Raw genomic sequence first — 13,674 nt, forward strand, 5'->3', positions numbered from 1 at the left:
CGGTGCCGGTGGACGATTCGTGGTCGCCGAACCCAGTTGTCGAGCTGCGCACCGCGTTCGAGAGCCTGCCTGCCTCGATTCGGCGCCCGATCGAATTCGTGGTTTTCGGTGGCGACCTGCCGCGCGCCGACGTGTCCCGCATGCGGTGGATGGCCGCGGAACTGCGCGCCAAGGCCGGCGTCTTGGGTACTCAGGCGCAGGATCTGGAAATGCTCCTGGCGCAGGAGGATTCGCTCGGGGTATGGGGCGACCGGACGCGTGAGGTATTGCAGCTGCAGCACGAGGGCGCGGCCAGATTACGTGAGGAAGCGCGGCTCTTGGCCGATCAGGCCGACGGAGCCGCCAACGACGCGGAGAAGACGCTGGTCGTGATGTTCGTGTTCGGCATCGAGTTGGCCTGGCGGGTGATCCGGACCGTGTCGGCCGCAGCCGCGGCAGGTCCGGCGGCTCAGGTCGCGGCGGCTCCCGCGGTGGACGCCATGCTGGTCGAGGGGCGGGCGAGGGTCGCGCTGATGCGCGCGGGTCTGGAGCAGGCCTACCGGACGGGTGCGGCGAAGACGGCGGCACGGGTATCGGCGCTGGGACCGCTGCGGGTTGCCTTCGCGGTCGCCAGGGCCGCGGCGCTGCCTGCCGGGGTGGATTTCGGGACGCAGCTGGCACAGGTCGCGTCGGGCGACCGCACCATGAGTGCCAAGGGCTCGAACGGCGCGAATCCTCGGGGACTGGATCTGACGTCGGTCGCGGCTGCCGCGGTCTCCGGTGCCGGCGGCGCGCTGGGCGGCATCACCGTTGCTGTGGTCGCGCCCAAGGTCTTTCCGCGGCTGGAGTCGAGCCGCGTGGTGCTCGGGCTGCTGCAGGGTTTCGGCGGTGCGGCGTCCGGTCTCGGTGCGGCGGCACTCGTGACGGGCTGGCCAGAACATGCCAAAGACGTGCTGGCGGCGTTACTCAGCGGCGGACTCGGTGGAATGACGGAGGTCCGCGGCGGCGCCCACCCGGAGCCCGCCTCCCACACCGGCACCGTGATCGACGGTGGCGGGGAATACGTTCGACCTGATTCCGCGACGGCGAGTTCGAGCGAAGCGGCCGTGCTGGGGCCGACGGGGGCGCCGCGGGGGATCAAGGCGGTGACTCCGCTCACGGGAATGGTCACCACCGCGAAGACGGCCGATACGGCACGCCTTTTCGCCGATTCCCGAGCAGGTACGCAAGTTTCGGTTCAGACTGCCGACCCAGCGCGACCTCTCGTAGATCCCGGTACGAGTGCGCACATTCCAGCTCGATCCGCCGACCCGGCACAACGCCTGGCCGAGCACGGAGCGGGTACGCAAACTCCAGCACGCGACGTTCATGCAGAGGATCGGGCTCCGGCAAGCAAACAGGAAAACGCGCCCACTGTGCCTGTGCCGCACAATGATCCAGCCGCAGGCGACCGATCCGACACCAGCGGCGCGCAGGTGTACGGCTCGGCGCACGACGAAAAGAACGCCGCACAGTTCGCTCAGGTCGGGGACTCTGACGATAGAGCCGCGCACGCCGACAGCGACCGTGCCGCAGGCACTGCACACGTCGACCCCGACCCGGCACCCGCCGACCTCGACCTGCCTCGTGTCGACGACGCCCCGCAGGCCGGAGTCCAGGCTCCCGGTGCGGTCGAAGCGCGCGTAGGCGGCGAACATTCCAGTGCACAGCCACCGCATCCGGCGCATCGCAGCGAGGCCGAGGCCAACCCGGCCGGTGGCTCCCGAGGTGTCGACAGCAGGCCGGTGGCACTTGCCGGCGACAGCACGCGTGCCACGCCGCAGTCGGCGAAGGTCGAATCCCTCGGCGTGCGTGGTACATCCGGTCATTCCGGTTCGGGCGCCGCGGGTCCAGCTCGGGTGTCCGCGCCGGAAGTCACCGACACACCGCCGCCGCACCCTGCTACCCATCGAGGACTCGCTGGGTCGACACAGGAATCGGATCCGTCCGACCGTCCGCACGCCGCAGACTCCGTTGCCGAAACTGCGAACCACCCGGTCGAAGCAGGGCACCCGTCCGCCCCCTTCGTTCGTGAGCTGAACGCGGAACTCGCCCAGCTGTTTACGGCGGATCCCACGGTCAAGGCCGATCTCACCGCTGAGCAGTCAGCGCAGTTCACGGCGGCGGCGCACAAGACGCTGGAGGTCTACCACCTGCGGAGGGACGAGTTGGCGGCCGAGTCGTGGGAGCAACGCCGGGCGGCGATGGAGCAGGGCGACCGGGCCGAGGCGCTGCTGCGCTATCTGGCCGCGGTCCGCGAAGGCACGGGTTTGACGCCACGGTGGAATCAGGTCAAGGCGTTGCTGCTCGGCGAGCACGGGTTCATGCGTCAAATGGGTACCGGGCAGGGCAAATCGCTGGTCGGTGTCCTGGATGCGCTGGGGCAGTTGTCCAGGGGGCAGGCCACTGAATTGCCGAGTGGCCGTTCGGTTCGCGTCCATCACGTGATCACCACGACGGAAACACTGGCCAATGACGGTGTCCGCCAGGGGGCGGCGATGTTTCACAGTCTCGGCTACGACTGCGCGCGGTGGGATCCGCAGCATCCACCGGCGGACCCGGACCGACCCACGGTCTACTACATGACCTACAACGAGCGGGCGACGGCCGAGTTCGATCATCCGCCACCGGGGACCACCGCGACGATGGACGAGGCGGACGCGCTTCTCATCCACGATCAAACGGTGCACTACCAGTCCGACGGGCAGCGCGAGCCCGCGTCGGACGTGGAAAGTGCTGCGGTGCATCGGGTGCGGGATTTCCTCCGGGACCTGCTGCGCGATCGGGTATTGACGTCGGCGGATCTGCGCGCTGATCGGGAATCGAGCTTCGCGACGGCAAGCCGCAGGTGGGAGGAGCGCACCGGTCGTCCGTTCACCGAGCAGGAGGCTGCGGGCGCGCGAATATTCTTGGAGGTCAAGGCGGGCCGGTTCAAGCTGAATCGGGATTTTCAGATCTTCGACGGGAAGGTCCAGCTGCTCGACGAGTACGGGAAGCCGCGCAGCGATCCGAAGGTCGGCACCGACAGTCGCCTGCTCGGCGGCGGCCATCAGATGCTGGAGGCGATGTTCCGGCTCGAGGTGTACTCCGACGGGACCGGGTCGAAGGTCGTCACCGTCGAGGATGTGGCGAACACCTACGACCGGCTGTTGCTGATGTCGGGCACGCTGGAACGGACGGCCGCCGAGATCAAGGAAAACTTCCCGGTCCAGGGCGGCCTGGCGAAGGTGGAGGATTTCGGCCGATCGAAACTTGTTGGGGAACCGGACCGCATCTTTGTCACCGAAGCAGACAAGCTCAAGGACGCGGTCGCTCGCGTCCAGCAGTTGCAGGCCGAGGGGCGCCCGGTCCTGGTGATCTGTCCGCACAACGATATTGCGATGAAGTTCTCGCTGATGCTGGGCAAGTCCGGGATAGCACACACTGCGATCGACGGGCGCTGGTTCGCTGAGCATCGTGACAACAACGCGGCCGAAGAAGATCTGCTCACGGTCAAGGACACGGCAGGCGACAAGGCTGCGGTGACTGTCGGCACCGGCATGCTCGGCCGCGGTTTCGACGTGTCGATCACCGACGAGGTCGACCAGCTTGGCGGCGTGCACGCGCATATGCTCGGCCGTTCCGCGGGTATTCCGGACGAAGATCACCAGCGAGCCTCGCGGGCCGGCCGCAACGGCCGAAACGGAAGCTATTGTTTCAACGTCGCCGCCTCGGATGCTCTCTACCGTCAGACACCGCTGCACGGCGCGAAGATTGCCGTCACGCACTATCGGGTCGCCGTGGCCGAGCGCAGCGCGGCCACGGTCGAGCACACCGAAACCGTCCGTGCCGCCGCGAAATTCGGCGCGACGCACCAGCAGGCCGAGGCGGTGCACGCGGCGCGGGCGAAGCTCGCGGCCGCAGACGCGGATGTTGCCGCGGCCACGCGCGAAATGCGCAGCCTGACAACCACTTTGCAGAATGAGGGGGCGGACCACGCCTATCTGCAGCGCACGATGCGCCGCGCTGAGCAGGCGCACGCTCACCCGCTCGCCGGTGCCCTTGTCGCGGATTCGGACCAGCGTGCCCCTGCCGCGCCTTCAGCAGACACCGGCGAGGACACCTCGAATACTGGCCAGCACACACCGGATACCGGTCATCCCGAGGCGGCACCGGACTCGGTGCGCGCTGAACCAGAGAGTGTTCAGCCACACCTGCAAGGCGACCGGTTCGCCCGGCTGGCCGGCTGGCTGGGGGTGCCAGCGGCAGCCCAGGCGGCCGCCGCATTATTCGATACCGACGATGACGACGACCCGCTGAGCCGACTGCTGGCGCGCGCGGGCGTCTCCACCGCCGCCGTGGCCGCGATGAACCAGCATCTCGACCACGTACCGCCCGCATCGATCATGCGGATGGCTGACCTGACCGACCGGCAAGCACTGGAATTTCTTGCACCACAGCGTGATCGATTGGTCAGCGAACTCGGTGTCGAGCCAACCCGCTTCGCTGGTGCGGAGGGGGTGCGCACGGCTGGCGCCCTCGTCGAGGCGGCCCGCGCCGAGCTGGCGGATCTGCTTGGCGTGCCGCAGGACGACGTGCATGCTGCCGCCGCCCGCGGCGAACTCGCCGCCGCGCTCACGCGCGCGCTCACCCCCACCGAAACCGCCGACGGCCTCGATGCCGGCAACGTCGTGGCCGCCGCCTCCACGTACCTGGCTTCGGCCGCCTTGCTCGACCTCACCGTCGCCATTCACCAGCGCAGCCCGAAGAGCTGCGTCAACAACGGCGTAGCGATGATGCGGGTGTTGCACCCGGACAACGAGTCCGCATATCGGATGCCGGCGGACGAGCCACTGCGCGGCCACGATCGCGCGGACACGCAGCGGGCCTTCGGCGGTTCGTTACGAGAATTCGAATCACTGGGCAAAGCCGCGGAATCGGTCGAGGGCCGGCCACGGGGCAGCGCGGCGCTGGTCTACAGGTGGCTGAACAACGGGCGCGTCGAGAGCCACCTGGTGCTGTTGCACAACGACAGCGACCGGGCCGACGCCCCCAATGTGGTCGTCCTCGATATCGCGGCCGTCCCCGGCGCTACCCCGATCAGCCCGGCGGATCTGGCCACCCCCGCAGCGCTGCTGCGCAAAGCCGTCCCGTTCGAGCAGTGGCGGCTGGCACAACAGCGGTTCATCGACGCGCTCGACGAGGGCAAGCGTCGCGTCTCGGCCATCGAATTCGACAGCGAGGGCGGACAACTCGATCCGCTGTCCCCGGCACAACGGATACCCGTCACCGCAGCGACGCCGATCCGCACCCAGGCCGACTACGACCTGGCCGGCCATCGCCCGCCCAGCGACGGGTCCGAGGCGAACGCCGCCGAGGGGATCAATCCCCGCACCGCCCGCCTACTTGCCTCGGCCGTCACGGGAGTCGTCACCGACCGCATCCTCGGTGGCCGGTCCGTCGAGCCCGACGACCCTACGGCCGCTGACGATGAGATCGCGCGCGCCGTGGCCTTGCCAGCCCTCGCCCCTGCGGTGACGGCCGCGGTCCAATCCCTGGTTCCCGGCTTCGGCGCGACAACAACCACGGACAGCGCGACGCCAGGACAACCGGACGTCGATGACCGTATCGGTAGTCGCCCAGAACAATCGACGCCGGACCGCGGAGCGGACGACCTGCCGCAACTGTTGCACGACACCTGGTCCAGGCTGCACGGATTGCGCCTGATCCGGGAACCCGAGCAATCCTGGCTGGCGCGGCTGGCCCCGTACGCGTTCGAAGTCGAATCGACTGCGACAAGAGATCCACACGCGGCCCTTGCCGTCGGTGTCGCCGACGCGGATGTCGATGCGGGAGTTGGCACCCCGCAGTGGGCACTTCACCATTACGCCACCACCGGCCGCCTACCAGAGATCACTCCGGACCTCGAGGTCGATCTGCCGACGCACCCCTTGGACATCGCGCGGGGTAAGTGGCTCAAGGACTTGCGGCTCGAACAGCGGCGGACGCAGAAGGATGTGGCGAGCGCGGCCGACCTGACCAACGCCGCCCTGTCGAATATCGAGAAGGGGCGGCGGCCTGCGCTGGCCACTTTCGAGCAGATCTGTCACGCACTGGCAGTCGACGATGAGGCACTGACCGCGGCAATCCAGTGGTTCTATCCGGAGGTCGGTGTCGATGCCGCCGTCCCGCCGGTCGGCTGGCTCGCCGAACAACGCACCGCTCGAGGTCTGTCGGCAGCGGAGCTCGCCGAGGCGGTCGGAGTGACGCCGCAGCGGATCGAGCGGATCGAGGCAGGGGAGACCCCGACACCGAAACTCTTCTTTCGGATTGCCCGCGAATTGGCGGTGGACGACCACGCGGCGACGGAGGAAGCACGACGGCGCTATCCGGGTCTCGAACTCGATTCCGATCCGACGGCACACGATCGGGCGGCACCGGGCGGTTGGCTTGCCGCGCGGCGCATCCGCCTTGGTACCAGTCAAGCCGCGATAGCCGCGGCCGCAGGCATCTCGCCCGGCTATCTTGCCGGCATCGAGGGCGGCGATCACGCTCCGACCTCGGTCATCTTCCGCCGGATCTGCCGGGCATTGGATGTCGCGCCGACCGACCTCGCCGCGGCCACCCACCATTTCTATCCCGATCTGATCCTGGATCTGCGACTGACCGCGCACGATCCGGCAGCACCTGGCAGCTGGATCGTCGCCGTGCGCCACGACCGCGACCTGACCAGACCCGAGCTGGCGACAGTGATCGGGCCGGACTGGGGACGTCTCGACCACATCGAGACACAAACCTACGTACCGCGATTCGCGGCATTCCGGCGCATCTGCCAAGTGCTGGCGGTGGACGGCGAGTTGCTGCGCGCGGCAACCCGGCATTTCTATCCGCACATCAATGTCGACTTGGTGCTGGCTCCACACGAGATCGGTGCCTGGGTCACCGCGCTACGCCACGAACGGGACGTGAGCCGGGCCGAGCTGTCCCGGCTGAGCGGCCTGTCCACGCGCTACTTGGCGCAGATAGAAAACGAGAACCAGCACCCCACCTTCGAGGCGTTCCGGACCATATGCCGAGCGCTCGGTGTCTCGCGTGGGGTGATGATTCGAGCGGCCCGAGAGTTCTATCCGGAACTCACCGCCGATATCGATCCCGCTGCGCACCGCACCCTCGGTTCTTGGCTTGCGGCGCTACGCCACGACCAGGGCGCGCTCGCGAGGGAGCTGGCGCGGTCGGCCCGGATGGCCCGCCGCAGCGTGTCGAGTATCGAAAACGATGACTATCTCCCCAGGCTGAGCACACTGCGACGGCTGTGTGAGGCGTTGGGCGTCGGTGGCGACCTGCTGGTGGAGGTCGTTGAGCGGTTCTATGCCGAGCACTATGCGCGATCCGGCGATCGCGCAGAGGAAGAACTATTCAAACGACATCTCGGAACCCGAATGCGTTCGCCCGAACAGCGACGGATACGGCGAGAGATCATCGAGCGATTCGCATGGATTCCCAAGGCGATTGCGGGTCGAGAAAGTGCCGACATTCGCGATGATGTGGAACAGGTTGCCACGATCGCGATGTTCACCGCGATCCTCAACCACGTTCCGTCCGCGCCGTTCACCGACCACGCGTGGGCGAGTTGCCGCAGGGCCGCGTTCCGATACCGCCTCGCGCTGCGCTTTCCCGAGCTCGATCAACGCACGCTGAAGATGGTGAGTGTCGTCGAGGCCCAGCTGGACAGAATGTCCCCCGCGGACGCGAAACTCGACGATGCTGTCGCACGGGCCACGGGCATTACCGAGGAGGATGTTGCGTTCGCGCGGGGACTGTTGCACACGCCAAGGGGCCATGCCACGCTACCGCCGAACCTCGCCGACCGCGCTGCCGCAGGCTCCGCCAGAGTCGATTTCGCGATGACGTTCCGTAGCGCCTTGGCCGACATGTCGGACCCTGTCAAGGCGGAGCAGCTGGTTGCGCTTCGCCATGACGAAGGTAAGTCGTTGTCGCGCAGCGCCGCGCAGCTCGGGCTGGCACCCGATGTCGCGAAGAAGATGTACGACGAAGCGATGGCGCGGTTGCGCGATACCTTCGACGTGCGAAACCCCACAGCTGGTGGCAGCGCGGCCAAGCGGCGAAAGCGCTCGCCGTGGAGCGGGACGAGGAAACCGCCCCGGACACCAGGATCGGACGATTTCATCGGGAGCAGACCGCACGAGCCCGGCGACTCCGAGCCCGAAGGGAATTCGGCGGCGACGCCGTGGTCACGCCACTCCGACGGCAGCGCATCCGACGCCGGCGCGGCCCGAACACCGGACACGGTCGGATCTGGCGAAGTCGAATCGGCTGCGCCCCGCCGCGGTCTGCTGAAACTCGTTCGGCAGCAGGTGGCCGGTTCCGCCGAAGCGCACACTGTGGAGCGCCCACCCACGGGGTGGGACGGATTCATCGGAAGCAGGCCCGACGACTCGGTAGCTCCCGTGCCCGCTGCGGAGCCGGAACATGGTGGTGCGCACCAGGATTTGATCGGCCCAGTGGACGCGCGCGCCGGGTTGCCGACCTACGTCCCGCCCAGCACCACGACGTACCAGCAGGCCGAGCGAGTGCTGCGCGAGCACTGGGGGCAAGGCGCGCGTACGGATCGACTGGTGTATGGATGGCAACGATCCACCGTGCAACGAGCGGTGGCCGCCGCACAAGAGTGCGCCGAGCACGCGGCCGAGAATGCGCGCCGGGTGCAAGCCTTGAGCGTTGCCGAGCTGCGCGATCTGGTCCGGGTCTGGCCCGAATTCGTCGGCAACGCAGGAGGATTCCCCCGCGAGGTCCGTGATCAGGCCAATCGCTTGGCCATCGCGAAGGCGCGCGCCGAGCTCGAGCGTGCGTCGGCACGTGGTCGGCTGAGCCGCAGGGAGCGGGCACTACGCGAGTGTCTGCTGAACGTCGAGGACCTGTTGATTCGGGCGAATCAGCGCGCCGCGACAGTCGAAACACCGGGGGTGCCCGCACCCCGTGTGCTGCTCGAACAGTTCGACAGCGACGACCCGAGCGCACGCTCGGTCATCATCTCGCTCGGCAGCGCGGATCCGGACGCGGAGGCATGGCACGTCGACGGTTCCGATAGCAACCTGCGCCGCCTCGATCTCCGAATGCAGTTGGCGTGCAACCACTACGAGACCGCGATGCGGGAGAACCCGGATCGGCCGGTCCGCGTCGTGGTGTGGTCCGGCACCGATGGCCACCGCCTGGCCGGTGAGCTGGCCGCGCTCGCCGCCGGTTCGGCGGCGCAGCCGCAACGGCAGCTGGTGGTGCACGGTACGGGTGGCCGACCTGCGAAAAAGGCACTGGCACACGCGCAGTCGGCCCGTTCGATCGACACCGTGGTGGTCTGTGGCGAATCGAATGTGAAGACGATGAGTGATGTCCTGGCAGGCCTGGTGTCGTCCGTCGGGGTGTATTACGGAATCGCCTCCCGGACAAGCGCTCCGAAAACGAGGTACGCGCCGGGCGTGCAATTCTCCGCTCGTTTTCCCATCGGCGATGCGGGACGGTTGGTCGCGGCGCTGCAGGACATTCGTTACAAGGCGCAGCGGTACGAGAGGGAGTCGTTCGAGGCAGGCAAACCGATCGATGCCGAGTTCCTGCTGTACGTCGACGATCGCACGAAATCGGCGACCGAGTCGCTTCGGAATATGGGTCGCATCCTGGCCGGCCGCCCTGATCTTGTTGTCCGCCATGATCTCCGGCGGGGTGGCCCGCTCCGCTTCGCACAGAGTATCGAACGGGCCGCGGCCGCACCGCCCGAGTCCGCCGATACCGTGCTGCTGCCGCGTAACTCCCGCGGCGTCCCCACATTGCGCGCGACCGCCGATGACACCGCGCTCGCGCGCGCCGCGTTCGAGAAGCGCGGCGCATCGAGTCCCGAGGTCCTGCTGCATCAAGGGCTGCCGGACGACTTCACCAGGGCCGCACAACTATCGGCCGACAACAGGCGGTGGTGGGATGCGCTGTCCGGCGACGAGCAACGCGCGGTCGTCGCGTTGCACCCCGCCGTCATCGGCAAAACTGCGGGGCTGCCGTCCGACGTGCTGAACTACGCGAACGACCTTGCACGACATGCCAACATCACGGTGCTGCACGCGAAAGGCAGCAGGTTCGTGACCCGGACCGAACGGCACGTCTTCCGAAATCTGTACGCGGTCGGCGAGGCGCTCACCCGCTCGACCACCGTGCACCGCGACATCCCAACGCCGATCGTCAGCACTTTGGCGTTGGAACCGGAAGCGTTCGGCGGCAACGGATCCGGCACGTTCGCTATCGGCAACTGCCGAGTGGAGGACGCCGACCATGTGGTCTGGTACGTGGACGGTGTCAACACGAGGCTGCAGTCGGCGCCTGCCCGCCTGTCGAGCGCACGGAACCTGTACGAGGAATTGGTGCGCGCCGATCGCAACGCCAAGGTGGTCGTGGTGTGTTGGCTCGGCTACGAGGCGCCCGCCAACAACAAGGAGGTGTGGGCGTCCTTGCCCGGACTGGCCGAGGCGGGCGGCAGGTTGTTCGCCCGCGACGTGCTGGCGCTGCGTGCGGTGCTCGACACGACCATGTCGATGCTCGGATACAGCTACGGATCACCGACCATCAGCGAAGGAGCCGTCGGTGGCCGGTTGGACGGCGTCTTCGTGCACAGCGTGGTGATGGGTTCGCCCGGCCGCGGGCACCGGTTCGACAGCGCCACCGATGCCAGTTCCCGCCATCGATGGGTACTCGCCCAGTCCGATGACCCGGTCACCGGTTTCGGCGGCGATACACCCGAAGCACGTGGACGGGTGCTCGGTGCCGGGCCGTTCGGGCTCGGCCCCGATCCGGCCACCGATGTCAACACGATACGCGTGCGCGCCGAACGCGGGTTTCCCTACACGCTGGCGCCCTACGACGGTCACGGTGAGTATCTCGAATATTCGCTCGTCAGTGCCGCGCAGCCCACGGAATCGTTGCGGCACGCGGCATGGTGTCTGTCCGGACGCGGTGCCGAGGTACCTACCGAACCGCACCGGCCTACCGTTATCAATCCCACTGCGATGCAACGGATCCGCACTCGAGTGGTCGATTCGGCCATTGATCGCCGTGCGCCGCAACTGGATTCGGCACTTGCCGCACCGATTGACCAGCATCCTCACCGCGACTTGCCCGGACCGGCCACGAGTGACGGACCGGCCGAGGCGGGCGCCGCGGCAGCTCCGGTCGGCGGCACCCGGACAGGCCCGCAGATCGCAGTGCAACTCGACCTCACGGAGGGTGGTCGGGTGTATGCCGACGTGTTGAAGCTCGGGATGAACGCGATCACCGTCGAGGTCGGACGGAGCGCCCTCGATCTGGCCGCGCTCGACCGGCTGTGCCGATCGGTAGCCCGCCAGGATGTGACGCTGTCGGTGACGGTGCCCGCGGGTCCGGCCTGGTCACGGTCGGCAATTCGGGCACAGGTGGCCGAGATCGCCGCCACTCTGCGCCGCCACGGCGTCCGCGGAAACCTCCACGCTTTCGATGGCCGCGTACTGAAGGCGGCAGCCGAACTGGCACCGGACTGGCACCGGGCGGTCATGGTCAACACGTTGACGATTGCCACCAGGGGCATCCGCGGCGCCACCGGCTGGATGGCTCGCGTGCTGCTGCCAGGCGCCGCCTCGACCCGCGCCGTCATCGACGACGCACACCTCGTGGGCGCGACCGGTCTCGCCGTCCCGCATGAACTGCTGTCCGAGGAATTCGTCCGGCAAACCGCCGAAGCCGATCTGCGTCTTGCGGTGTGGGGCGCATCCGGTTCGGCCCGGATTCGCGAGATCCTCGCGCTCGACGTCGACGAGATCTGGACGAAAACCGACGACCTCCCGCTCGTGCGCGCCGAGACCGCCGAACGCGGCTTCCGGGTCCCGGAACCTCCGAGACCAACCCCATGGTCGGGCTCTGCATTCTGATCGGCACGCTCGCCGAAATGCGGATCAGAGCCCGACTAACTGAGCTGTGCGGTCCCAGACCTGTTGTTGCAGCGCGGTGTTCGATCGGGCGCGGACTGCGGGGAGGAAGCGCAGGCCCGGGGTGGAGGTGAAGAAGCGGCCGGTGATGTCAGCCAGATCGGCATCGAGGACCAAGCGAATGCCCATCCTGGCGCCTTGGTCGGGTCGCCGGATCAGCGGGCTGGCGGATGCCGTGCGCGCGGCGGCGGTGAGCAGGCGACTGTCGCGCACCAGGCCGCTGGATACCGCGCCCGGACAGAAGGCGTTCACCGTGACCTGTGTTCCGGCAAGACGTTTCGCCAATTCCTGGGTGAACAGGATGTTCATCAGTTTCGACCGTGCGTAGACCGGAACGGAGCCGACGGTGCCGTGCGTCAGCGGGTCGGACAGGTGGTCGACATCGACGCCGAGCGCGCCGCGGTGCGCCTCAGAGGCGGTGACGACGATGCGGGACGGCGCGGCCGATTGCACCTGGGCGAGCAGCAGATTGGTGAGCAGAAACGGGCCGAGGTGATTGGTGCCCATCATCAGCTCGTGGCCGTCGGCGGTGCGGTCGGCGGCGAAGGCGTGAATGCCCGCGTTGTTGATCAGGGTGTCGATCTTCGGATGGCACGCGGAGAGCTCGGCGGCGGCCGCGCGCACCGAGGTGAGGTCGGCCAGGTCGCCGCGGACGTAGGCCAGCGTGCCGGTGGCGCCGTCCTGGTCGGACAGCTCTCGAATCACCTGCGCTGCTTTGGTTTCGTTGCGGGCCAGCAGGGTGATATCCGCGCCGCGGCGGGCCAGTGCTCGGGCGATCTCCTTGCCGATGCCGTTGGTGGCGCCGGTGATCACGATCTGCTTGCCTGCGATCGAGCGTTCCGGATAGCTGGACATGTGCCCTCCTCGCGACGAAAGACGAAGGTCCCCAGGCGAATACCGGTCTGGGCTCCGTCTCGTTCGCATCGATCAAATGTCAGTGACATCCAAATGTCAATGGCATCTGGATGCCGCTGGCGCGCCGCCCGGCGTGTCCCGCTATGGTCGAGCGATGCGGAAGCGGTTGAGCCGTGCCGAATCTCAAGCTCGGACGCGGGCCGACCTGATCGCGTCCGCCACCGGGCTGTTCTTGGCGAACGGATACGTCGCGACCTCGAACAACCAGGTGGCCGAGGCCGCCGGGTACAGCCGAGGGGCGGTGTACTCGAACTTCGCCAGCAAGGAAGAGCTGGCATTGGCCGTGCTGGACCGGCACACGGCTGAGGAGTTCGACGTGGTCCGGGCGGCGCTCGGCCGGGGATCGATCGAGGATCGATTCGACGCGTTCGAGAGCTGGCTGGTCACCGCCGCCGGTGATCCGCGCTGGGCCCTGCTCAAATCGGAGATGGCGCTCGCCGCCCGCACCAGCCCGACACTGCGGGCGCAGCTGGCCGCGCACGATGCCGCGGCCCGCGAGACAGTCAGCGGCCTGATCACCCAGCTGATCGACGATATCGGCCTCGCCGTTCCGATCGAGCCGCACACGCTGGCCAGGCTCGTCCTCGCCCTCGGCAAAGGCATTGCGATCGAAGGGATTATCGAACCGGACCAGCCGACGCAATGGTTACGCGACCTGCTTGCGACGCTGCGCCCATGGGTACGCATTCTGGTCGAACTGCCGCCGGACAGGCACGCGTGAATCGTTGTTCCCTGACGCTGATTCAAA

3 protein-coding genes are annotated in these 13,674 nt (G+C 67.7%); 2 read left to right on the forward strand and 1 reads right to left on the reverse strand.

Annotated elements, in window-relative coordinates; genetic code table 11:
- The first annotated feature begins 8 nt into the window (after positions 1-8).
- Positions 9-11,954 carry a helix-turn-helix domain-containing protein gene (locus tag ACGFNJ_RS17350; protein ID WP_393448415.1) on the forward strand — a complete coding sequence of 3,982 codons (11,946 nt, stop codon included), beginning with the start codon at positions 9-11 and terminating at the stop codon, positions 11,952-11,954.
- Between the two features lie 24 nt (positions 11,955-11,978).
- Here the strand turns inward: ACGFNJ_RS17350 and ACGFNJ_RS17355 are convergent, their stop codons facing one another.
- Positions 11,979-12,866, reverse strand: a complete 888-nt coding sequence (locus ACGFNJ_RS17355; RefSeq protein ID WP_393448417.1) for an SDR family NAD(P)-dependent oxidoreductase — start codon at positions 12,864-12,866, stop codon at positions 11,979-11,981.
- 154 nt (positions 12,867-13,020) lie between these two features.
- Here ACGFNJ_RS17355 and ACGFNJ_RS17360 point away from each other — a divergent pair, with 154 nt between their 5' ends.
- Positions 13,021-13,647 (forward strand): TetR/AcrR family transcriptional regulator, encoded by a 627-nt coding sequence (locus tag ACGFNJ_RS17360; protein WP_393448419.1) that lies wholly within the window; start codon positions 13,021-13,023, stop codon positions 13,645-13,647.
- Positions 13,648-13,674 lie beyond the last annotated feature (27 nt).

The organism is Nocardia sp. NPDC049149 (assembly GCF_043197455.1).
Lineage (GTDB): Bacteria > Actinomycetota > Actinomycetes > Mycobacteriales > Mycobacteriaceae > Nocardia.

What these genes read in the sequence shown, in the direction of transcription:
- ACGFNJ_RS17355 (WP_393448417.1), bottom strand. Translation starts at nt 12,866, where the DNA reads ATGTCCAGCTATCCGGAACGCTCGATCGCAGGCAAGCAGATCGTGATC.
- ACGFNJ_RS17360 (WP_393448419.1), top strand. Translation starts at nt 13,021, where the DNA reads ATGCGGAAGCGGTTGAGCCGTGCCGAATCTCAAGCTCGGACGCGGGCC.